The 22,380-nt window shown below is 62.8% G+C and carries 22 protein-coding genes; 6 read left to right on the top strand and 16 right to left on the bottom strand.

What is annotated here, in order from left to right:
• Positions 1 to 240 precede the first annotated feature (240 nt).
• The 4 genes from AC25ND_RS02655 to AC25ND_RS02640 form a co-directional block, all read right to left on the bottom strand.
• Positions 241 to 1,074: a hypothetical protein gene (locus tag AC25ND_RS02655; RefSeq protein ID WP_486976082.1), complete on the bottom strand. Its 834-nt coding sequence runs from the start codon at positions 1,072 to 1,074 to the stop codon at positions 241 to 243.
• Positions 1,075 to 1,733: 659 nt separating this feature from the next.
• Positions 1,734 to 2,282: a hypothetical protein gene (locus AC25ND_RS02650; RefSeq protein ID WP_486976081.1), complete on the bottom strand. Its 549-nt coding sequence runs from the start codon at positions 2,280 to 2,282 to the stop codon at positions 1,734 to 1,736.
• Between the two features lie 189 nt (positions 2,283 to 2,471).
• A complete protein-coding gene (locus AC25ND_RS02645; RefSeq protein WP_486976080.1) occupies positions 2,472 to 2,756 on the bottom strand; it encodes a DUF2116 family Zn-ribbon domain-containing protein in 285 nt (94 codons plus the stop codon).
• A 353-nt stretch (positions 2,757 to 3,109) separates the two neighbouring features.
• Entirely contained in the window at positions 3,110 to 4,450 is a 1,341-nt protein-coding gene (locus AC25ND_RS02640; protein ID WP_486976079.1) for a site-specific integrase, read from the bottom strand.
• 420 nt (positions 4,451 to 4,870) lie between these two features.
• Between AC25ND_RS02640 and AC25ND_RS02635 the strand changes: the two genes are divergently transcribed.
• Together AC25ND_RS02635 and AC25ND_RS02630 are read left to right on the top strand one after the other, a co-directional pair.
• A complete protein-coding gene (locus AC25ND_RS02635; RefSeq protein WP_036986831.1) occupies positions 4,871 to 5,266 on the top strand; it encodes a hypothetical protein in 396 nt (131 codons plus the stop codon).
• A gap of 23 nt (positions 5,267 to 5,289) precedes the next feature.
• Positions 5,290 to 7,239 carry a hypothetical protein gene (locus AC25ND_RS02630; RefSeq protein ID WP_186596116.1) on the top strand — a complete coding sequence of 650 codons (1,950 nt, stop codon included), beginning with the start codon at positions 5,290 to 5,292 and terminating at the stop codon, positions 7,237 to 7,239.
• Between the two features lie 30 nt (positions 7,240 to 7,269).
• Here the strand turns inward: AC25ND_RS02630 and AC25ND_RS02625 are convergent, their stop codons facing one another.
• Entirely contained in the window at positions 7,270 to 7,674 is a 405-nt protein-coding gene (locus AC25ND_RS02625; RefSeq protein ID WP_028692861.1) for a helix-turn-helix domain-containing protein, read from the bottom strand.
• A gap of 84 nt (positions 7,675 to 7,758) precedes the next feature.
• Between AC25ND_RS02625 and AC25ND_RS02620 the strand changes: the two genes are divergently transcribed.
• Entirely contained in the window at positions 7,759 to 8,253 is a 495-nt protein-coding gene (locus AC25ND_RS02620) for a DUF2938 family protein (RefSeq protein WP_062362568.1), read from the top strand.
• Here the strand turns inward: AC25ND_RS02620 and AC25ND_RS02615 are convergent.
• Complete coding sequence (locus tag AC25ND_RS02615) at positions 8,214 to 9,020, bottom strand: substrate-binding periplasmic protein (RefSeq protein WP_028692863.1); 807 nt, start codon at positions 9,018 to 9,020, stop codon at positions 8,214 to 8,216. The two genes, AC25ND_RS02620 and AC25ND_RS02615, sit on opposite strands and share 40 nt — an antisense overlap.
• Positions 9,021 to 9,151: 131 nt before the next feature.
• Here AC25ND_RS02615 and dnaX point away from each other — a divergent pair, with 131 nt between their 5' ends.
• From dnaX to recR, 3 genes are all read left to right on the top strand, one after another.
• Positions 9,152 to 11,218: a DNA polymerase III subunit gamma/tau gene (gene dnaX, locus AC25ND_RS02610; protein ID WP_186596118.1), complete on the top strand. Its 2,067-nt coding sequence runs from the start codon at positions 9,152 to 9,154 to the stop codon at positions 11,216 to 11,218.
• Positions 11,219 to 11,281: 63 nt separating this feature from the next.
• Positions 11,282 to 11,617 (top strand): YbaB/EbfC family nucleoid-associated protein, encoded by a 336-nt coding sequence (locus tag AC25ND_RS02605; protein ID WP_028692865.1) that lies wholly within the window; start codon positions 11,282 to 11,284, stop codon positions 11,615 to 11,617.
• A gap of 90 nt (positions 11,618 to 11,707) precedes the next feature.
• Entirely contained in the window at positions 11,708 to 12,310 is a 603-nt protein-coding gene (gene recR, locus AC25ND_RS02600) for a recombination mediator RecR (protein WP_186596120.1), read from the top strand.
• A 158-nt stretch (positions 12,311 to 12,468) separates the two neighbouring features.
• On the opposite strand, the gene AC25ND_RS02595 is transcribed toward recR, so the two are convergent.
• The 10 genes from AC25ND_RS02595 to AC25ND_RS02550 all read right to left on the bottom strand — a co-directional run bounded on the left by AC25ND_RS02595 (position 12,469) and on the right by AC25ND_RS02550 (position 22,377).
• Complete coding sequence (locus AC25ND_RS02595) at positions 12,469 to 13,017, bottom strand: adenine phosphoribosyltransferase (RefSeq protein WP_028692867.1); 549 nt, start codon at positions 13,015 to 13,017, stop codon at positions 12,469 to 12,471.
• 52 nt (positions 13,018 to 13,069) lie between these two features.
• On the bottom strand, positions 13,070 to 13,804 hold the full coding sequence (gene fnrA / locus AC25ND_RS02590; RefSeq protein ID WP_088851748.1) for a Crp/Fnr family transcriptional regulator FnrA: 735 nt from the start codon (positions 13,802 to 13,804) through the stop codon (positions 13,070 to 13,072).
• A gap of 187 nt (positions 13,805 to 13,991) precedes the next feature.
• Positions 13,992 to 15,374 (bottom strand): oxygen-independent coproporphyrinogen III oxidase, encoded by a 1,383-nt coding sequence (gene hemN, locus AC25ND_RS02585; protein WP_028692868.1) that lies wholly within the window; start codon positions 15,372 to 15,374, stop codon positions 13,992 to 13,994.
• A gap of 128 nt (positions 15,375 to 15,502) precedes the next feature.
• Positions 15,503 to 16,186, bottom strand: a complete 684-nt coding sequence (locus AC25ND_RS02580) for a sulfite exporter TauE/SafE family protein (RefSeq protein ID WP_062362519.1) — start codon at positions 16,184 to 16,186, stop codon at positions 15,503 to 15,505.
• On the bottom strand, positions 16,179 to 16,391 hold the full coding sequence (gene ccoS, locus AC25ND_RS02575; RefSeq protein ID WP_062362516.1) for a cbb3-type cytochrome oxidase assembly protein CcoS: 213 nt from the start codon (positions 16,389 to 16,391) through the stop codon (positions 16,179 to 16,181). Before ccoS ends, AC25ND_RS02580 begins: the two co-directional genes overlap by 8 nt.
• Positions 16,373 to 18,844: a heavy metal translocating P-type ATPase gene (locus AC25ND_RS02570; RefSeq protein ID WP_069017295.1), complete on the bottom strand. Its 2,472-nt coding sequence runs from the start codon at positions 18,842 to 18,844 to the stop codon at positions 16,373 to 16,375. Before AC25ND_RS02570 ends, ccoS begins: the two co-directional genes overlap by 19 nt.
• 148 nt (positions 18,845 to 18,992) lie before the next feature.
• A complete protein-coding gene (locus AC25ND_RS02565) occupies positions 18,993 to 19,523 on the bottom strand; it encodes a FixH family protein (protein WP_028692872.1) in 531 nt (176 codons plus the stop codon).
• A 15-nt stretch (positions 19,524 to 19,538) separates the two neighbouring features.
• Entirely contained in the window at positions 19,539 to 20,954 is a 1,416-nt protein-coding gene (gene ccoG / locus AC25ND_RS02560) for a cytochrome c oxidase accessory protein CcoG (protein WP_241411786.1), read from the bottom strand.
• A 254-nt stretch (positions 20,955 to 21,208) separates the two neighbouring features.
• Positions 21,209 to 22,189 carry a cytochrome-c oxidase, cbb3-type subunit III gene (ccoP, locus tag AC25ND_RS02555; protein WP_062362508.1) on the bottom strand — a complete coding sequence of 327 codons (981 nt, stop codon included), beginning with the start codon at positions 22,187 to 22,189 and terminating at the stop codon, positions 21,209 to 21,211.
• Positions 22,186 to 22,377 carry a CcoQ/FixQ family Cbb3-type cytochrome c oxidase assembly chaperone gene (locus tag AC25ND_RS02550; RefSeq protein WP_028692875.1) on the bottom strand — a complete coding sequence of 64 codons (192 nt, stop codon included), beginning with the start codon at positions 22,375 to 22,377 and terminating at the stop codon, positions 22,186 to 22,188. Before AC25ND_RS02550 ends, ccoP begins: the two co-directional genes overlap by 4 nt.
• Positions 22,378 to 22,380: the final 3 nt, after the last annotated feature.

The following is a 22,380-nucleotide window of genomic DNA, read 5'->3' as shown; positions in this document are numbered from 1 at the left end:
TTGACCTTTTCTGTGCTGAAGCACAGAAGAATAAATTATCTGTGTGTAAGCACACAGGTATACATGCTCTTGGTTCTGAAGGGAGCTTGTCCCTTCTCCCTCTCACCTATCCTTCATAATCCACCCAAGGTTTCACCTTGAAGAAAAACCTATCCTGTGGACAATCTCCACAGAAGACAGCCCCCTTATTAATCGTCGTCCGAGCCGTCCGACTCTTAATAAGGTCAACATGACGGGACGTTAGGCTGCAAGCTGTAGTGCTAGCTCCATCCGCTCAATCTCATCGAAGAATGGGTCATAGCATTCCCGTTTTGGCTCAGGAATCAGTTGCCGCAGCTTTCCCTGTGGCCTAGCCGGTGCTGGCAAGTCTTCCGTGCCGTCGATTCGATCAGCAATACCCTTTGTTCGACTCAGTAGCTTTTCAAAAGGTTCTGACCCAAGGCCGGTACTTAAAGCTTTAATGTGACTCATCCCGCTGTAATATTGCACAGACAGTAACCGGTCGCCTTCGTCCGAATTTACAACAGGAACTGCAAAACGCTCCATAAACTCGGTCATGCCCTCTTCATAGCGAGTTCGCATTTCAAGAGCAAAAGACTCCATCCACTCCCGGCAGGCGGTGGCGTGTAGAGGATTCATCCAACTTGGTCGGAATGTCGCCACTTCGCTGCTCGCAACTGCCAAGTCTCTAACCTTACGTTTCACTTTATCAATCTCAGTTTGAGTCAGGTTGGAATCATACTTGCCAGTACCGGTATTCCAAGTTACTCCGTAGATGCCATGACAAATGGTTCTGAGTTCATCATTTGAAATACCGCAACTTGAAATTGCATGGTCGTAGACAGCAGCAGATGCCTTGTCCAAGTTTGTCAGCACGCCAGCACCTTTAATCTTACCCTTGATTAGTTGCTTGACGCGGCGTTCTCGCACTCCAGTAGCGCTTACAATCTTCGCAATCGACAAGCCGTCCACTTCGTACAGTCGTACTACTTCATTCTCCAGATTAATTTCATATGTAGCACCAATATTTGCCATTACTTCTATTCTCCTTTTTTCGTTCAGTTCAATAGGCATTCCTCTCGGGTTGTGCCGATTTGGTGTGGGTGTAACTGTTTAAATCACAGGCATGACAAAGCCATCTACGATGCGCAATTCGTTTTACGAAAGCGGTCGTGTGGAGGGTGGCATGCTGAATGAGGGGCGAATCATACAGCAACCAAAAAAACATGAACACGTCTTGACAGATTATCTAAATGAAATCAGCAGAAAATCTCTTAGAGAACTCTAATAAAACTTAGAGAGGTCGTGAAAATACGTTTCCAAGCAAGAATTCACCAATAGTCCATGGCTTCAAACCAAGCGTTCACAGACGAAAAAGCCCCGACCACCACAAGCTCATCGCCAGTTAATGATCGGGGCTTTTCTGATAGCTCAGCAAGACACATCATCAAGCCTTCCTCAATGTAGGTTGACCATCCGGTTACAACGCCAGCGTGGTGATAGGTGCTTCACTGCTGCGAGAAACGCCTTACTGATCCTCACCAAGTGATAAACAGACACAGTGTCATGCTTGGTCGTCAAGTGTTGATACTTTTCGAACACCCTGGGACAGACAGACATCACATGCCATTGTCTACCCTTGTAGCGATGATCAATAATCAATCGCTCGTCAGCACTGACATTCCCATACCCGGCATGAATCGAATTGCTGGGCCAGTGGAGGGTCAGGACATTCATCCTCGCCCTCCTTGTTCCAAGCTGAACAAAGCACCAATCGGCTCTGGCTGCTCAGGGAAGCCATCAGGAACTATAAGCTCGCCAAAACACTCAGCAGCCTCACGCTCTGCATCTCGACGACGTTTGGCTGCTGCTTCCTGAGCTTTACGTCGATCTCTTTCTTCTGCTGCTTCCAGTAACTGTTGTGTCAGCTGTGCTTTGTACTCATCACAAGACGCTTGCAAGTAAGCAACGTAGTCCGCTTTGACTTGAGCTTTCAATACCTCTTTTTCTTCGTCCTGTATAGACTGCGGTTTGATCATTGGTACAGCATGTGTAAGTTCGGCATGTGTAATCGGCCAGCGACGGTCAAGCATGTAACCTTCATGCACCTTATTTGCGACCAGCCTTAGCCAGTCATGCTCAAGTGGATGAGACACGATAATAGTAGATTCGCTGGTGTTCTCATATGCATGCAGCCGCACACGAAGCCTATGATTGAACTGCACGTCACACCATTTAGGCGGAACGCCGTGAATGGTTGTTTTGCTTGCCTTGTTACTCATTGTCTTGCTCCTTTACTTTACGCATATGGTTAAGGATAGAACTCAGCCGATTGGCACGATATGTCTCTGCCTTCTGTTCCCTTGTGGTAGTCTCGTCGTTACACACGGTTCCCGTATGAACAATCGCCTTTCGCTTGGCGGTTGCTTTTCGCAAGCCGCGTACGAACGCCTCTACGCTGCTGTTGCTAGTCATTGCTGTAACTCTCCACAGTGTTGTTCATGATTTTTTCTTTGGATTGGTAGTGCATCGATGATGTATTCCCCTAAGCCCTTCCCTGCAGATAGGGTCGCGATGACAAGGCTGGTGTATTGGAGTACCGGCAAACGAAGATGTACTAAAAGGCCGTCTTTCTTGCTGGCTCTTGAAAGCTTACTTCGGCAAGATTGGGAGCAGGTTTTTCGATGAGAGCGGCTGGTAGGATTAATTGCTGAATTGCAGACGACACAGTGCCGCCCCTGAATGTAGGGGTTCATTTTTGATACCTCGCTTTAGTTTGTATTGGGCATGAAGAATCCCCTAATTGCCAAGCGATACCGTGGTGCAGGTGCACTGTTAGATCATTCGTTGGTAATTAGGGGCTTCTTCACGGAAGGGGGTGATGGAGCGGGTGCGGCTAAGTTTGGCTAGATCAATTAGTGAAGTAAAACGCCTAATTAACCAATGCCTGCTTAGCTACGGGGGTTCTTGGGTTTTCTTCGAAAAGAGTGTAACAAAGTCAAGCTCTTATATTTGATATTATAACAAAATAAAGCTTATTTGTCAATATCCGTGGCATGCATGGCACAACTTTGTCAATTATTTTTCATGCTCATCGAGTTGAGGTTCTCTACGTTTGGTTGAGTCGTGTGATGGTCGAGCTAGTTGTCAAGGCAGGATGCCCTATCTCTATCTTCGTAATGGCTTCGAACATTGCTTTGAGTGGGCTGCGGCTGCCGTAGATGCTAAACGTTACTGCTCCGTCCTCATGGCCTGCGATTCTCTTGATAAGGGAGTCCTGTATCCCGGCTTCCCTCAGATCGTCAATCAGCGTGTGGCGGAAACTATGAAACGTCTTTCGTGAGTCCACGATGCCCAGCTTTGTCTTGTAGCGGCCAAACCACTTCGATGGTGCGTGGCCCAGCTTACCCCGCACTGCTTCCAGTTCGGGGAATAGCCGATCAGCTCCTGTGGCCCTGACAGACTCCACGTGCAGCAACAGGCCAAGGTCGATCAGGGCTGGGTGTAGGGGCAGTACTCGGCGACTGCTGGCATTCTTCAGCTGCTGATCGTCACGCTTGTCATCTATCCGAACGCACGCGATGCCCTGGTGCTCGGTAATGTCATCCACTCGAAGTTGGCAGAGTTCTTCCAGTCGGCAACCTGTGGTTCGTCCCAGAAGGGGCAGCCAATATCGCCAAGGGTGTTTGCGGGCATCTGCGCGCAGCGAGTCGAGGTTGAGTAGAACAGCCAAGTCTTCGCGGTCAAATGACAGTCGTGCGTCTTTGGCCGATCCCGTCATCACCTTCATCCCGGCAAGTGGGTTATCGGTCATGTATCCGTTTGCCTTGCACCAGTTCATGAAGGCAGTGAGCTTCCGTAGCCGGTTGTTCACGGTGACGGCGGTGATGGTCTTGTACGTACTGCCCGACTCTACCACCTGCTTCAGGGTCTTTCCTTTGAACTCGGGCCGTAAGCCGAAGTACTGGGGGCACCGGCTGAGTCGTTCCTTTAGCAGTCGGGCTTGCTGGACGTCGAAGGATTCAGCGGGCATATCGCCCATTAGCTCGAACAGATCGGACAATGCACGCTCCACTTCCTCGGCGCTGCCCTGCCGCCATGTGCCGCCCCGTTTGCCTTCCTCAATATAGAGTTTCGACAGAGAGGCGAGGGTCGGGCCATTGCTCCGTGGTGCGACGGTTTTAACCCTCCGTGGTGCACTCTGGATGATTCGTTGAGGGGTAGCTTCTCGCCACTGCGTGCACAGCGCACGTAGCGTCTGGAGGTCTTCTAGCGGGTGCTCGCTGAGGTGGTGATGTACTTGCTGGGCCAGTGTGCTAGCGAGAAACGTGGCGGCTTGCCGCTCTCTGATCCCAAGGCTGATACGTAGGGTTTGACGGGTCGGAAACAGATACTTCGGTAGTCGAAGGTTAAGGTAGTAAACGGACTGACGACGGACAATATAGGACATGGAAGACACCAGAGTGGACCAGTGAAGTGGACCAATTGAGTGGAACAATTCTGATCACACCCCAAGATTTTGAGCGTTGCTTCAGGTACACTCTGCGGCCTGAAACGAATGTCGGTAGAGCCCCATAAAATTGTCACCAACCCAGACGCAGCGCGGCTTTCGGCAAGCCTGCAAAGCGTGCTTGCATGCTACTCGGCATGGCCCGGAAGGGAGCAGCCATAGCGGGAACATCGAGTGCCGGGGTGTGGCTGGTGGGGCCGCCTCCATTTTGGGCGCAGGAATTTTCCGGCGTACCTGTCAGGCGTCGCCCATCAGACGCGTTTCTTTACACCCTCGCACCGTTTTCCGCCTGCACGATCCCGCGCAGCGCCTTATCATGCATCCCATCGTGTTGGCCCATTCGGCCAGGAGATAGCGACCGTGGAACATGTCGACGACCTCACCCGCCAGAAGATCCGCGAGTGGCAGCTGCGCCGCCTGGAAATCAAGGACCAGATGGCCGCCAGCCCCGAGCGTGTGCTGGAGCTGTCGCAGGTGCTCGACCAGATGGAAGAAGAACACGAGCGTATTCTCGAGGCAGCGGTCGTGCCGGTGGCAGTAACGGCTGACGCGGCGGCCTTCGAGCTGCAGGTGCAGGTGTCGGCGCAGTCGGTGCGCGACTTGCGCAAGCTGCTGGAACTGGCGCTGCATGAGCTCGATGGCGTACTCGACGCACCGCGGGTGGGTGTCAGCTATCCCGGCGACATGTCGGGGTCGTTGGGGGCCTACCGCTTCGAATTGGTGGTGGGGCAGGCCGCTGAATCCGACAAATCTTGAGTGATCCCCGGACCCATACCGACATGCAGCCCGAACACTTCGATTTTTCCCATCCGGTGTACCTGCCGGTCAGCGCAGAGGTGTGCCAGGCCTTGCTGCAGGCCGAGGGCGCGCCTGCGCTTGACGCCCTGGGCGAGCCGGAGCTGGCGGCGGTACTGGTGATCCAGAACCTGGCCCAGGCACAGGGCCAGGTCGATGCGCGGGCGGCGGAAAAGGTGCTCGGCAAGCTGTTGGCATGGGCGGTCGATGGCGCGCACTCGCCTGGCGTGGGCTTGCTGTCCGAGGCCCGTCGGTTGTTCGATGCGCGCAAGCTCTATTTTGGTCTCGAGGTGATCAAGGGCTCCAAGCTGCGCCTGCTCGATGCCGAACAGGTTCAGGCGCGGGAGTACCTGCTGGCGGACGGCAAGTGGGATTTTGACTACCGTATCCGCCTGCACCACAGTGACAACCCGTTCAGCCAGCGGGTGACCACTGGCTTCGACAGCGAGCGTTGGCTGACCGTCGAGCAGGACAAGCTGCTCAAGGTCATCCAGGCCAACCTCGACGAGGACATCCATGTGCAGGGCTACGCCGGGATCGGCAAGAGCTACCTGCTCGGCGCGCTGATGGAATGCCTGCCCCGTGGCCGGGTGCTGGCCCTGGCGCGCACGCCGGCCAAGCTTGGTACCCTGCGTCGACGCATGGGGCTGGATGCCCAGGCCAAGGTCGGCATGACCTTTGGCCAGTTCGCCCGGGCCCTGCTCAAGGACACCCGGCCGGTTCCCGCCCGGACGGCCCAGCGCGGCCCCGGCAAGCGCCGGCTGGCCGAAGAGCTGGGGATCGTCGGGCTGCGCCAGTACGACGCCGAGCACGCCCTGGATATCTGCCTGGAAGTGCTGCGCAACTATTGCGAGTCGCGGGACTACAGCCTGTCCAGCCGCCACCTGCCGCATTTTCGCCAGGCGCTGTCCGGCCTCGATGCCCAGGTGCTGCTCGAGTACGCCAGCCGCCTGTGGCGTTACCTGGAGGCGCAGCCGACCTGGGGCGCGCAGACCGGGTTCGAGGCGTTGCTGCTGCTCAAGCGCGCCAGCCTGGGTGGCTGCAGCGTGCCCGCGCGTTTCAGCCATGTGATCATCGACGAGAGCCAGGACGTGCCGGCCTCGCTGCTGCAGGTTATCGAGCGTGGCCGCCAGGTGCTGATCACCCTGGGCGACGAGTACCAGAAGGCCTACGGCGAGGTGGTCAGGCGCGAGCGTCAGGTGCGCCAGAAGGACATGGCCTTCGCCGTGCGCTCCGGGCCCAAGGTGGAACGGCTGATCAACCCGTTGATCGGTGTGCACTCGAAGAAGTCCAAGGTCGCGTTCGAGGCGGCGCGGCATGTCGATGTCGGCATCGAGCACTTCCCCGAAGGGTTCGTCCCGCCCGAGGGCTGCGTGGTGCTGACCGCCTCGCGCTGGGACACGATGCGCTGGGCCATGGAGATGGCCGAGTCCAACTGCCTGCTGAACTTCCCCGACTGGCCTGACATGCGACGGTTCATGGTCACCGCGATTGGCCTGTTCAGGGCGGCGTTCTATGCACCGGGACAAGACGCCGAAGGGCCGCATGGGTACTTCGCGCACCTGCTCGACTGGCAGCAGGTGCGCGAGTCCGAGCGTTTCGATGCCGCGTTCCAGTGGGTCGAGGCGCGGCTGGAGGCGGGTTTCAAGCTTGCCGACCTGACCGGCCTGGACGCGCGGGTCGCCGCGCAGCCTGCCAGCCTCACGCTGTTGATGGCCGAGGAGGCCGGTGGCCTGGAGTTCGATCAGGTGCTGTTGACGCCGGAGCTGATGACCACCCAGCGCTTCAAGGACGCCTACGCCTTCGATGCGCGGATTTGCGCGGTGTACATCGCCCTGTCGCGGGCGCGTCGGCAGTTGTACCTGCCCTATGACGTGGAAGAGTGGATCAACTACCACAAGGGCCAGCCGTTCCGCGAGTTGCACGGCTACTGAGCCCGCTGTCGTACTGTGGTCTGGCGGGCCTTATCGCGGGACAGGGCGACTCCCACGCTTGCCCTTGCTGGCCGACACTTGCATCAGTCGCCGAAAGGTCGGGCATTGCAGGTGGTTCTCCTCGGGGCACACTGCCGCATGCCGCAGCCCTTTGCTCATCGCCTGCAGGCGCTTGATCCTCTGCTCGATCTCATCGGCCTTGACCAGCAGCAACGCTCGGTCAACCCGTTGCTCATCCAGCATCGCCGCCACTTCGTCCAGCGAAAAGCCTGCCGCCTGGCCCAGGGCGATCAGGGCCAGGCGTTCTGGCGTATCCGCCGGGAATTGCCGCCGTTGGCCATGGCCGGCGAGCGATGTGAGCAAGCCCTTGTTCGCGTAGTAACGCAAGGTCGACGCCGGCACTCCGGTGCGCCTGGCGACATCGGCAATGTCCATCTTAGCTCCCTTGACTTGAAGTTGACTTCAACTTGCATGCTGCTTGGCATCGACCTTTCCGTCAATCCGCCAAGGGCTTTCGTCATGAGCGCTTCTTCTCTCGCATTTTCCATTTTGCTTATCGGCATCGGCGCCACCCTGGTCATGGACCTGTGGACCCTGCTGCTCAGGCGCCTGGGCGTCACCACGCTGAACTACGCGCTGGTCGGGCGCTGGGCGGGCCACCTGTTCGCGGGGCGCTGGCGGCATGTGGCGATCGGCAAGGCCGCGCCGGTCAGGGGTGAGCTGGCGTGGGGCTGGTTGCTCCACTACGCCACGGGGCTGGTGTTTGCGGCGCTGCTGGTGGCTATTGCCGGGGAGGGGTGGTTGCTGGCGCCGGTCCTGTGGCCCGCGTTGCTGTTCGGGGTGGTCTCGGTGCTGGTGCCGCTGGTGGTGGTGCAGCCTGCATTGGGTGCAGGGTACTTCGCTGCGAATACGCCATCGCCCTTGAAGAGTTGTCTGCGCAGCCTGGTGACGCATTGCGTGTTCGGGATCGGCCTCTACCTGGCGGCGCTGGGTGTCGTGGCAGCAGGTATTTGAGGCCCTTGGTCATCGGCGAACTGGCGGGGCTGGCGACCATCGGTATACCGCTCGACGATTCGCTGCATCTCCCCGGACTCCTTGATCCGCACCAGCGCCCTGAGCACACCTTGGGTCGGCAGTTGGGGATCGTTGCGCACCATGCAGCCCAGCGCTTGCTCTTCCAGCACGGCCAAGGCTTGCAGGCGCTGCCCCGGTGGCAGTGAGCGGTTGTACCACTGCAATGACAGCTGGTTGCTGATCGCGTGACGAAAGCGTCCGGCCTCGAGCTTCTGCAGGGCCAGTAGTTGGTTGCGGCTGTCCTCGCGCTGCAGGCGGCCCTGGCTGAACAGGGGCTCCAGGGTGGGATAGGTGTAGCCGAGCACGGTGCCGATGGCCTGCGGCGGCAGTGTTTCCGGGCGGGTGGGACCGCTGTGGCCGGGGCGGCCGATCAGCAGGTCGCGCTGCTCGATGATGGGGATGCTCCACAGGTAGTCGCCCGGCCGGTCGGTCAGCCACTGGGTGGAGACATAGCAGCGCACGTCGATTTCGCCGGCTTGCATCGCCTCTTGCAGGCGCAGGCGGGCCATCACGTGGTATTGCGGGCGGGCATCGGTCTCCCGGGCAATGGCCTGCATCAGCTCGAACAGGATGCCTTCCACCGGTTGCTGGTCCTCGGTGCGCATCAACGGCATGCTCCAGCTCTCGGCGACGGAAAAGCGCAGCACCGGCGGTTGCGCCAGGCCGTGGGTGGTCCACAGTAACAGGATGGCCAGGACTCGCCGCACGCCTCATCCTCCCTGATCTGCCGCTGGTGTGCCCGCCTATGAGCTTAGACGAGATCGGCAGGGTGCAATTTCGGCCCCGCTCCGCTAGCATTAGCGCTCTTTCCGCCCGCTCCGGTCACGATGGTTTTTTGATGAGTTATCAGGTTCTTGCACGTAAATGGCGTCCGCGCTCGTTCCGCGAAATGGTCGGCCAGACCCATGTGCTCAAGGCTTTGATCAACGCCCTGGACAACCAGCGCCTGCACCACGCCTACCTGTTCACCGGTACCCGGGGCGTGGGCAAGACCACCATCGCGCGGATCATCGCCAAGTGCCTGAACTGTGAGACCGGCATCACCTCCACGCCGTGCGGCACCTGTTCGGTGTGCAGGGAGATCGACGAAGGCCGTTTCGTTGACCTGATCGAGATCGACGCCGCCAGTCGCACCAAGGTCGAGGACACCCGCGAACTGCTCGACAACGTGCAGTACGCGCCGAGCCGCGGGCGCTTCAAGGTCTACCTGATCGACGAAGTGCACATGCTCTCCACCCACTCGTTCAACGCCTTGTTGAAGACGCTGGAAGAGCCGCCGCCCTACGTCAAGTTCATCCTCGCCACCACCGACCCGCAGAAGCTGCCGGCGACCATCCTGTCGCGCTGCCTGCAGTTCTCGCTGAAGAACATGAGCCCGGAACGGGTGGTCGAGCACCTGACCCATGTGCTGGGCGCCGAGAACGTGCCGTTCGAGGAAGATGCCCTGTGGCTGCTCGGCCGCGCTGCCGATGGCTCGATGCGCGATGCCATGAGCCTGACCGACCAGGCCATCGCCTTTGGCGAGGGCAAGGTGCTGGCTGCCGACGTGCGGGCGATGCTCGGCACGCTCGATCATGGCCAGGTGTACGGGGTGCTGCAGGCGTTGCTTGAAGGTGATGCCCGGGCATTGCTGGAGGCGGTGCGCGACCTGGCCGAACAAGGGCCGGACTGGAACGGCGTGCTGTCGGAAATGCTCAATGTGTTGCACCGGGTGGCCATCGCCCAGGCCCTGCCCGAGGCGGTTGACAACGGCCAGGGCGACCGTGAGCGCGTGCTGGCGCTGGCCCAGGCCCTGCCGGCCGAGGATGTGCAATTCTATTACCAGATGGGCCTGATCGGCCGTCGCGACCTGCCGCTGGCGCCGGACCCGCGTGGCGGCTTCGAGATGGTCCTGCTGCGCATGCTGGCGTTCCGCCCAGCCGACACCGACGATGCGCCGAAGCCGCTACTAAAGCCGTTGGGGATCAGCCAGGCCACAGCTGATCCGGCCCAACCGGTGGCAGCGGCGGCTGTGGCCGTGGCGCCGCCCGCTGTCGCCAGCCCTGTCGCTGAAGCGGTCGCGCCGGTGCCCATGGCTGAGCCACCCGAGCAGCCCGAGCCGCCAGTCGTCGAAGTGCCGGTCGTTGCCGAGGTTGTCGAGGCGCCGCAATCGGAACCAGAGCCCGAGCCACAGCCGCAGCCCGTCGAGGAGGTCATCGACCTGCCGTGGGAGGAGCCCGTTGCCGCGCCGGCGCCGGTTGCACCCGAGCAGCCGCCCGAGCCTGCACCTGAGGTCGAAGCCGCCAAACCGCAGCCGGACTACGACGAGCCGCCGTTCGATCCGTCGGCCTACAGCCCGGCGGGCATGGAGCGTGACGACGAGCCGCCGGGAGACGAGGACTACTACACGCCCGACAGCGACCCGGCCGGCTTCAGCTACCTGGACGAGCTGGCCGAGCACGTGCAGGAAGAGGCGCCCGTCCAGGCGCCGGAGCCGCTGCCGGCGGCCATGCCGGCGACCGGGCTGGCCCTGCAATGGCTGGAATTATTCCCACAGTTGCCTGTCTCCGGTATGACAGGCAACATCGCCGCAAACTGTACGCTGATCGCCGCTGATGGTGATGACTGGCTGCTGCACCTGGACCCGGGGCAGGGCGCGCTGTTCAACTCGACCCAGCAGCGCCGACTGAATGAGGCGCTCAACCAACAGTTGGGCCGCGAGATCCGCCTGAAGATCGAGCTGATTCGCCCCGAGCAGGAAACGCCGGCCCAGGCGGCCTCGCGCAAGCGCGCCGAGCGCCAGCATGACGCCGTCGTATCGATCGAGCAGGATCCGCTCATCCAGCAGATGATCCGGCAGTTCGGCGCGACGGTCAGGCAGGATACTATTGAGCCTGTAGATGCCCTGGCCAGCCAGGGCCAATAACGGATAACCATGCGGCCCGCCTGTGCGGGGCCGCATCACATGACCCAATCGAGGTATACCCCCATGATGAAAGGTGGCATGGCCGGCCTGATGAAGCAGGCCCAGCAGATGCAGGAAAAGATGCAGAAGATGCAGGAAGAGCTGGCCAACGCGGAAGTCACCGGCCAGTCCGGCGGTGGCCTGGTCAGCGTGGTGATGACCGGTCGCCACGACGTCAAGCGCGTCAGCATCGACCAGAGCCTGATGTCGACCGACGAGGACGACAAGGAAGTGCTCGAGGACCTGATCGCCGCCGCGCTGAACGACGCCGTGCGCAAGATCGAGCAGAACAGCCAGGACAAGATGGGCAGCATGACCGCCGGCATGCAACTGCCGCCTGGTTTCAAGATGCCGTTCTGATCGGCTGATCGCTTCACACCGGGGAGCAACGACCTGTGGGACGTTGCTCCCTTGTTCATTGTGTTTCCTGAAATTGGACGGCCCGCCGAGATGAGCTTCAGCCCCCTGATCCGCCAACTGATCGACGCCCTGCGCATCCTGCCCGGCGTCGGCCAGAAAACCGCCCAGCGCATGGCCTTGCAGCTGCTCGAGCGCGACCGCAGCGGTGGCACGCGCCTGGCCCAGGCCCTGAGCCAGGCCATGGAAGGCGTCGGCCACTGCCGCCAGTGCCGGACCCTGACCGAGCAGGAGCTGTGCCCGCAGTGCGCCGATCCGCGCCGCGACGACAGCCAGCTGTGCGTGGTGGAAGGGCCAATGGACGTGTACGCGGTGGAGCAGACCGGTTATCGCGGCCGCTACTTCGTGCTCAAGGGACACCTGTCGCCGCTCGATGGCCTGGGGCCGGAGGCGATCGGCATTCCGCAGTTGATGGCGCGGATCGAAGAGCAGGGCACCTTCAGCGAGGTGATCCTGGCCACCAACCCCACGGTGGAAGGGGAAGCGACTGCACACTACATCGCCCAGTTGCTGGCCGAGAAGGGCCTGACCGCCACGCGCATTGCCCATGGCGTGCCGTTGGGTGGGGAGCTGGAGCTGGTGGATGGCGGGACGCTGGCGCACGCCTTTGCCGGGCGCAGGCCGATTTCGCTGTAAGACCCAGCCCTTTCAAGGTCTTGCGATTTTTGAGATATGACGTTTCCAGCTCAACATTGCCGGGGCTGCAAAGCAGCCCCGGCAATTCCAAGTCGGACGCCAATTTTCAGCACCTTGAAAGGGCTGGCTGTAGCCCCGCGATTGTTCTGAAGGCGAACTCAGTATTCGCTCAGGGAAAACTCGGTCAGGCAGAAGGTCGGCACCCCGGCCGCTTGCAGGCGGCGTGAACCTTCCAGTTCCGGCAGGTCGATGATCGCCGCCGCCTCGAACACCTGGGCACCGGTGCGGCGCACGAGGTTGGCTGCGGCCAGCAGGGTGCCGCCGGTGGCGATCAGGTCATCGAAGATCAATACCGAGTCGCCTTCACAGAGGCTGTCGGCGTGCACTTCCAGGAAGGCCTCGCCGTATTCGGTCTGGTAACCCTCGCTCAACACGTCGGCCGGCAGCTTGCCCTGCTTGCGGAACAGGATCAGCGGCTTGTTCAACTGATGGGCGATGATCGAGCCGATCAGGAAACCCCGCGCGTCCATGGCACCGATATGGCTGAACTCGGCCTCGACATAGCGCTCGATGAACTGGTCAGCGACATAGCGCAGTCCGCGCGGCGACTGGAACAGCGGGGTAATGTCGCGGAAGATCACGCCCGGCTTGGGGAAGTCCACTACCGGGCGGATCAGGGCTTTGAGGTCGAAGGTGTCGCTGTGCATGGGCGGGTATCCTGGAAAAACTCGGCGCCAGTATACCCTGTTCACGCGGCGATCAGGTTTCGAGCGCACCACCGGCCAGCGCGCACAGCTGGATCGGGTCGAGGATGTGCACTTCCTTGCCCTCGGCCTTGAGCAGGCCGTTCTGCTGGAAGCGTGTGAACACCCGCGACACGGTTTCCACCGCCAGGCCCAGGTAGTTGCCAATCTCGTTGCGCGACATGCTCAGGCGGAACTGGTTGGCCGAGTAGCCGCGGGCGCGGAAGCGCGCCGACAGGTTGACCAGGAAGGTGGCGATGCGCTCGTCGGCGGTCTTCTTCGACAGCAGCAGCATCATCTGCTGGTCGTCGCGGATCTCGCGGCTCATCACCCGCATCAGTTGGCGGCGCAGCTGCGGCAGCTGCACCGACAGTTCGTCGAGGCGCTCGAAGGGGATCTCGCACACCGAGGTGGTTTCCTGGGCCTGGGCCGACACCGGATAGGCCTCGGTGTCCATACCCGACAGGCCGACCAGCTCGCTGGGTAGGTGGAAGCCGGTGATCTGTTCTTCGCCGGCATCGCTGAGGCTGAAGGTTTTCAGGGCGCCAGAGCGAACCGCATAGACCGAGCCGAAATTGTCACCCTGGCGGAACAGGAACTCGCCTTTCTTCAACGGGCGACCGCGTTTGACGATTTCATCCAGTGCATCCATGTCTTCCAGGTTCAGGGACAGGGGCAGGCACAGGGGGGCCAGGCTGCAATCCTTGCAGTGGGCCTGGTTGTGTGGGCGCAGTTTTACTGGCTCGGACATTTCTTTCGATCCTTGTGGGAAAGCACACATAAGCCGTAAGGATAACCTGCGGCATGGGCTGTAGGCCAGTGTGCGCATTTTTGGTGCACGCTAGCGGCGGCAGGGAAGGGGTGTTCCGCTACCGTTCAACTGTCCATAGTGTGCCTCGAAAGGCGGGCTGTCCATGTGGTGAAACGCCTCAATCGCCTCAGATCACCCGGGAGAAACGCTGGCGATTCTGCTGCGCGAGGTAGGCGTCGAACACCATGCATACCGAGCGCGCCAGCAGGCGGCCGGCTGGCAGGATGCGGATGCCCTTGGCGTCCAGGTTGATCAGGCCGTCGCGCTGCATGGCCTGCAGCTGCGGCCACAGCTCTTTGAAATAGCCGCGAAAATCGATGGTGAAGGCCTGCTCGATCGCCTCGAAATCCAGTTCGAAGTGGCAGATCAGTTGCTGGATCACCGCCCGGCGCAGGCGGTCGTCCTGGTTGCACAAAAGGCCGCGCTGGGTCGCCAGCTGGGCGGTGGAAAGGGTGTCCTGGTAGGTGTTGAGGTCGCTGCTGTTCTGGCAGTACAGGTCGCCGATCTGGCTGATTGCCGACACGCCCAGGCCGATCAGGTCGCAGTGGCCGTGGGTGGTGTAGCCCTGGAAGTTGCGCTGCAGGGTGCCTTCCTCCTGGGCGATGGCCAGTTCGTCGTCGGGCAGGGCGAAGTGGTCCATGCCGATGTAGCGGTAGCCGGCGGCAGTCAGTTGGTCGATGGTGGCGTGGAGCATTTCCAGCTTGGCCGCCGGCGCCGGCAGGTCGGCGCTGTCGATGCGCCGCTGGGGCATGAAGCGCTCTGGCAGGTGTGCGTAGTTGAATACCGACAGACGGTCGGGCTGCAGGCGGATCACTTCCTCGACGGTGCGGGCGAAGCCTTCCGGGGTCTGCTTGGGCAGGCCGTAGATCAGGTCGAGGTTGATCGAGCGGAACTGCAGGGTGCGCGCCGCCTCGATCAGGGTGCGGGTCTGCTCCAGGCTCTGCAGGCGGTTGACCGCGCGTTGCACGGCCGGATCGAGGTCCTGCACGCCGAGGCTGACGCGGTTGAAGCCCAGCTCGCGCAGCAGGCCCATGGTCGACCAGTCGGCCTCGCGCGGGTCGATCTCGATGCCGTAGTCGCCGGAGTCGTCGTCCAGCAGGTGGAAGTGCTGGCGCAGGGTGGCCATCAGCTGGCGCAGTTCCACATGGCTGAGGAAAGTCGGCGTGCCGCCGCCGAAGTGCAGCTGCTCGACCACCTGTTTCGGGTCGAGGTGGCAGGCGACCAGTTGGATCTCCTGCTCCAGGCGCTGCAGGTAGGGCGCGGCGCGGCCACGATCCTTGGTGATGACTTTGTTGCAGGCGCAGTAGTAGCAGATGTTGGCGCAGAACGGCACGTGCACGTACAGCGACAGCGGACGCGTGGCGCGGCGGCTTTCGCGCAGGGCGTGAAGCAGGTCGAACGAGCCCACTTCGCCGTGCAGCTGCACGGCGGTCGGATAGGAGGTGTAGCGTGGCCCGGCCAGATCGTAGCGACGAATCAGGTCGGCGTCCCAGCGTAGGTCGTCGAGCATGTGGGTGGTCCCCGGATAGAGCTGCAGTGTCCGGAGTCTAGGGGCGGATGTAAGAAGTCGTGTTGATTTGTATCAAGGTGAGTTGGCGACCGTTGCGGGGCTGGCGTGGGGGCGGGCTTGCCCCGCGATCAGTGTCCCATCAACCAGTGCTGGTGCGGCCCTGGCAACGTCCACAAACCAAACAGGATAACCAGCACGCCCCCGGCCACGCGCACGCCGCGCTTGCGCAACAGGGCGCCGACGCGCTCCGCCGCGAGCCCCGTGGCCAGCAGCACCGGCCAGGTGCCGATGCCGAACGCCAGCATCAGCGCCGCGCTGTGCAGCGCATCGCCCTGGCTCGCCGCCCACAACAGGGTGCTGTATACCAGCCCGCACGGCAGCCAGCCCCACAGGGCGCCCAGCAGCAGGGCGCGAGGCAGGCTGGACACCGGCAGCAGTCGGGTGGCCACGGGTTGCACATGGCGCCACAGGCCGCGGCCGAGCGCCTCGATACGGGTCAGGCCGTTCCACCAGCCGGCCAGGTACAGACCCATGCAGATCAACAGCAGCGCCGCGATGACGCGCAAGCCGATGGCCAGCGGGCTGCTGGCCAGCGCCACGCCGGCCAGGCCCAGCAGCAGGCCGGCGGCGGCATAGCTGAGGATGCGCCCGAGGTTGTAGGCCAGCAGCAGGCGCAGGCGCCGGCCGCGTTGCTCGGGTGGGATGGCCAGGGTGAGGGCGCCCATCAGGCCGCCGCACATGCCCAGGCAGTGGCCGCCGCCGAGCAGGCCCAGGACCAGCGCCGAGCCCAGGAGCGGAATCAGTTCAGGCACGTGGCGAGGGGTCCTGGTCGTCGGGCTGTTCGGCCCCGGGCTTCACGGCGGCCTGATGGCGCGGATCCTGGTCATCGAACAGGATGCTGTGGGCCGGGCCTTCGAGGTCGTCGTACTGGCCGCTGTCCACCGCCCAGAAGAAGATGTACACGGCGACGCCGACCAGCAACAGGGCGGCGGGAATCATCACGTAGAGGGCGGGCATAGCGGTTTCCTTTCGAGCGACGCCGGCTCGCGCGCGGCCGGCGCCGCATCGGCGGGCAGCCGGGTCAGGCGCAGGGCGTTGAGCACCACGATCAGCGAACTGACCGACATGCCGATCGCCGCCCACACCGGGGTGATCCAGCCGAGCGCGGCGAACGGCAGCATGAGGCCATTGTACAGCGTCGCCCAGAGCAGGTTCTCGACAATATTGCGGCGGGTCCGGCGGGCCAGGTCGAAGGCCTGTACCAGCGCTTGCAGGCGGTTGGACAGCAATACCGCGTCGGCGCTGGTCTTGGCAAGGTCGGTGGCGCTGCCCATGGCGATGCTGATGTCGGCGGCGGCCAGCACTGGCACGTCGTTGACGCCGTCGCCGAGCATCAGCACCTTGCGGCCCTCGCCTTGCAGGGCCTTGAGGCGAGCGAGCTTGTCGTCCGGGCGCAGGCCGCCGATCGCCTGGTCGATGCCCAGCTGCGCGGCCACCTCGGCGACCATCGGTGAACTGTCGCCGGACAGCAGCAGTGTTTGCCAGCCACGGGCTTTACAGGCGGTCACCAGGTCCTGGGCGTCGTCGCGCAGGCGGTCGTCCAGGGCGAACCAGGCCAACGGCCCTTGCCGGTCGCCCAGCAGCAGCCATTGCCCGCGCGGCTCCGGCACGGCGGGGACCTCTGCGCCGCTGAGGGCGCAGACGAAGGCGGCCTGGCCGATGCGCAGGCGCTGGCCGGCCAACTCGCCTTCCAGACCCAACCCTGGCATGGCATTGACGCTTTCGGCGGCCTGGGCGGCGCGGCCGAAGGCGCGGGCGATGGGATGCTCGGAGCGGTTTTCCAGGGCGGCGGCCAGCGCCAGGCACTGGTCGCTGTCCAGTTGGCCCAGCGGTCGCACGCTGCGCAGGGCCAGGCGGCCCTCGGTGAGGGTGCCGGTCTTGTCGAAGATCACCGTGTCGATCTGGTTCAGCCCCTCCAGCACATGCCCGCGGGTGATCAGCAGGCCGAGCTTGTGCAGGCTGCCGGTGGCCGCGGTGAGGGCGGTCGGCGTGGCCAGTGACAGGGCGCAGGGGCAGGTGGCGACCAGCATGGCCAGGACGATCCAGAACGCCCGTGGCGCATCCAGTTGCCACCAGACCACGCCGATTACGGCGGCGGCCACCAGGGTGAACAGCAGGAACCACTGCGAGGCGCGGTCGGCGATTTCCGCCAGGCGCGGTTTTTCCGACTGGGCGCGCTCCAGCAGGCGGACGATGGCCGAGAGGCGCGAGTCCTGGCCCAGGGCCTGGACTTCGACGGTGAGGGTGCTCTCGACGTTGAGGGTGCCGCCGGTCACCCGGTCGCCAACGCGGCGCGCCAGGGGCAGGTATTCGCCGGTCAGCAGCGATTCGTCGACGCTGGAGCGGCCGTCGACGATCAACCCGTCGGCCGGGATCACCGCGCCGGGCAGCACCTGCACCCGGTCGCCGCACTGCAGTTCGCCGAGCAGGATGCGCTCGCCCTGGCCGTTGGCGTCCAGGCGCAGGCACGAGGCTGGCAACAGGTTGACCAGTTGCGCGGTGGCTGCCGCGGTGCGCTCGCGGGCGCGGCGTTCGAGATAGCGGCCTGTGAGCAGGAACAAGGCGAACATGCCGACGGTGTCGAAGTACAGCTCGCCGCTGCCGGTGATCGCGGTCCAGATCCCGGCGCAGTAGGCCAGGGCGATGGCCAGCGACACCGAGACGTCCATGGTCAGGTGGCGGGTGCGCAGGTCGCGGGCCGCGCCTTTGAAGAACGGCGCGCAGCTGTAGAACACGATGGGGGTGGTGAGGAACAGCGCGACCCAGCGCAGGATAGTGTGCAGCTCGGGCGACAGGTCGATATTGAATTCCGGCCAGGTGGCCATGGTCGCCATCATCGCCTGGAACCACAGCAGCCCGGCCACGCCCAGGCGGCGCAGGGCGCCGCGGTTCTCCCGGGCCAGCTGTTCGGCGGCCTGGTCGGGCTGGTAGGGGTGGGCGGCATAGCCGATCTGGCGCAGCTCGGCCAGCAGCCTGGACAGCGGCAGTTGCTGGTCGTCCCAGCTGACCAGCAGGCGGTGGTTGGACAGGTTGAGGCGGGCGTCGTCGACGCCGGGCAGGTTGCGCAGGTGCTTCTCGATCAGCCAGCCGCAGGCGGCGCAGCTGATGCCCTCGACCATCAGGATGGTTTCGGCCAGCTCGCCGGCATGGCGCACGAAGGATTGCTGCACGTCGCTGCGGTCATACAGCGCCAGTTCATCCTGGAGCTGGCGGGGCAGGGCCTCGGGGTTGGCGCTGGTGTCGCTGCGGTGCTGGTAGTAGTGCTCCAGGCCACCGGCGACGATGGACTCGGCCACTGCCTGGCAGCCGGGGCAGCAGAATTGCCGCGGCTCGCCGAGGACCACGGCGGTGAAGCGGCTGCCGGCGGGGACGGGCAGGGCGCAGTGGTAGCAGGGGGTGGGGTGGGTCATCTTGGTGCGGTCTTGTACTTTGGGGTTGTTGGGGCTGCTTTGCAGCCCTTTCGCGACACAAGGCCGCTCCTACAGGGGATCGCGTGTCCCTGTAGGAGCGGCCTTGTGCCGCGAAAGGGGCGCAAGGCGCCCCCTGCGGTGCGGCGATTCATTGCTGGTGCTCGGCCCCTTGCAGCGCTTCATCCCCCAGCTGCAAGGTCACCCCATGCTCGACCTTCTCCTCCTCGAACAACCGCCACACATGCTCATCCTGGCTGCCCAGCAGCTCGACGAAGCGCCGCCCCTGGACCTTGTCGTCGAGCTGGCCGACATAGCGGCCTTGCTCGGCGCGGATCAGCGGCACCTTGCGGTCCTTGTCCGGCTGGGTCGGCGAGATCAGGTTCAGTTCCAGCGTCTGCGGGTCGCTGTTGCCGGTCAGGCGCACCTCCACCTCGCCGGTCAGCTCGTCCAGGTGCACGCTGGCCTTGAGGTTGAGGGTCTGGGCCAGCAGCTCGCGGTCCAGCGAGCGGTTGATGCCCTTGCCGGCCTCGTAGTAGTTGTCGTTGACCAGGTTGTCCGGGTTGCGCACGGCAATGCTGACCATGGTCAGGCTCAGGCACACCGAGGTGGCCAGGATGCCGATGATGATCCAGGGCCAGAGGTGCTTGTACCAGGGGCTGGCGGCGGTGGCTGCAGGCATTGTCGATGTTCTCTCTCAGCGGATCTGTGGGCCGATGAAACGGCTCTTGGCTTCAACCTGGCTGGCGCTGTCGTCGGCGTCCTTGAGGATGAAGGTGATTTCGTTGGTGGTCGAGGGCAGTTGTTCAGGGGCGACCGACAACTGCACCGGCAGGTTGACGATGTCGCCGGCGGTGACGCGTATCTCGCGCTGGCCTTCGAGCTTGAGGTCGGGCAGGCCAGCGGCGTCGAGCACGTAGACGTGGTCGTGCTGGTCCTTGTTCATCACCTTCAGGCTGTAGACGTTCTCGATCCGCCCCTGGGCGTTCTCGCGGTACAGCACGCGGTCTTTGGCCACGTCGAAACCGATCAGCGAACGGGTGGCGAAAGCGGTGACCAAGGCGCCGATCATCACCAGCAGCACCAGGGCGTAGCCGATCAGGCGCGGGCGCAGCATGTGGGTCTTCTGCCCGGACAGGTTGTGCTCGGTGGTATAGCTGATCAGGCCCTTGGGATAGTTCATCTTGTCCATGATGCTGTCGCAGGCGTCGATGCAGGCGGCGCAGCCGATGCACTCGATCTGCAAGCCATCACGGATATCGATGCCGGTGGGGCAGACCTGCACACACATGGTGCAGTCGATGCAGTCGCCCAGGCCCTTGGCCTTGTAGTCGATGTCCTTCTTGCGCGGGCCGCGGGTCTCGCCGCGGCGCGGGTCGTAGGAGACGATCAGGGTGTCCTTGTCGAACATCACGCTCTGGAAGCGCGCGTACGGGCACATGTAGATGCACACCTGCTCGCGCAGCCAGCCGGCGTTGCCGTAGGTGGCCAGCGTGAAGAAACCGACCCAGAAGTAGGCCCAGCCATCGGCCTGGCCGGTAAAGAACTCGATGGCCAGCTCGCGGATCGGTGAGAAGTAGCCGACGAAGGTCATGCCGGTGACGAAGCCTATCAGCAGCCACAGGCTGTGCTTGGCCAGCTTGCGCAGGAACTTGTTGGTGCTCATGGGCGCCTTGTCCAGCTTCATGCGTTGGTTGCGATCACCCTCGGTGACTTTTTCGCACCACATGAACACCCAGGTCCAGACGCTTTGCGGGCAGGTGTAGCCGCACCAGACCCGCCCTGCATACACGGTGATGAAGAACAGGCCGAAGGCGGCGACGATCAGGATCCCCGAGAGCAGGATGAAGTCCTGGGGCCAGATGGTGGCGCCGAAGATGTAGAACTTGCGTTCGGGCAGGTTCCACCAGACGGCCTGGTGGCCGCCCCAGTTCAGCCAGACGGTGCCGAAGTACAGCAAAAACAGCGCCGCGCCACCGACCATCCGCAGCCTGCGGAAGATGCCGGTGAAGGCGCGGGTGTAGATTTTTTCGCGCGAGGCGTAGAGGTCGACGGAATCCTTCCCTTTGCTGGCAGGCGGGGTGACGTCATGTACCGGAATTTGCTTGCTCATCATCAAGTCCCACGGCAGTGGAGAAATGCCGCGGCCAGTGCGTGCCGGCCGCAGTCTCGCGCGTTCTGCTAGCGCTCTGCGGCCCATGATACGCCTGAGATGGCGCGTGCGGGGCGCGCTGCGACCTTTAGTCGCGTTGGGTTCGTGGTGTGAATCGTGTTATGGCGGGTGTCAATTGATTCAGGTCAGTTTCGGCTCGTTTTATGCTCGAATGAACGTGGGAGCGGCGCACCGCCGCTCCCACGGTTGACCCATCACTCGGCTTTTGGCTCTTGTTGCTCCTGGTGCGACAGGCTGTAGACGTAGGCCGCCAGCAGGTGGACCTTGTCGTTGCCCTGCATCTGCGCTTGGGCCGGCATCTGTCCCTGACGGCCATAGCGGATAGTCTGCTGCAGTTGGGCGAAGCTCGAGCCGTAGATGAACGCCTGCGGATGAGTCAGGTTCGGCGCGCCCATGGCCGGGGTGCCCTTGCCCTCGGGGCCGTGGCAGGCCACGCAGTTGGTGGCGAAGATCTGCTGGCCTTTGGCCGGGTCGGCCTTGGCGTCCTCGGGCAGCTTGCGCCCGTCCAGGTTGGTCAGCACGAAGGCCGCCACGTCCGCCACGCCCTGTTCGCCGATCACCGAGGCCCAGCCTGGCATCACGCCGTGGCGACCGTTCATGATGGTGGTCTTGATGGTCTCCGGCTCACCGCCCCAACGCCAGTCGTTGTCGGTCAGGTTGGGGAAGCCGTAGGCGCCCCGGGCGTCGGAACCGTGGCATACCGAGCAGTTGGAGGCGAACAGGCGAGCGCCCATCTTCAGGGCCTGCGGGTCCTTGGCCACCTCCTCCAGCGGCATGGCGGCGAACTTGGCGAAGATCGGCCCGAAGCGGGCGTCGGCCTTGGCCATTTCCTTTTCCCATTCGTGCACGCCGGTCCAGCCGGCCTGGCCGTTGGAGAACTCGGTCTTCTTGTCGTTGTCGACGTAGGCATAGCCCGGCAGGATGCCTTTCCAGTTGCCCAGGCCCGGGTACAGCACCAGGTAGCCGAGGGCAAAGACGACGGTGCCGACGAACAGCCAGAACCACCATTTCGGCAGCGGGTTGTCGTACTCCTCGATGCCGTCGAAGGCGTGGCCGACGACTTCGTCGGTGATCTCTTCGCGCTGGCCCTTGCGGGTCGACAGCAGCAACCAGGTCAAGGCGAAGATGGTGCCCAGGGTCAGGACGGTGACGTACAGACTCCAGAAGGTTGTCATTGTTGTTTGCTCCTAGAAGCTTTTGCTTGCTCGACGTGGCGGGTGGCTTCTGGATCGTCCGCGAACGGCAATTGCGTCGCTTCGTCGAATTCCTGCTTGCGCCGCGGGCTGAATACCCACAGCGCCAGGCCCACGAAGGCCACCAGCACCACGACGGTGCCCAGGCCGCGAATCATCCCGATATCCATCAG

Source organism: Pseudomonas sp. P110(2024) (genome assembly GCF_057480795.1).
Note: the sequence above shows the minus strand (reverse complement) of the source record. Positions and strands in the feature narration are given on the sequence as shown.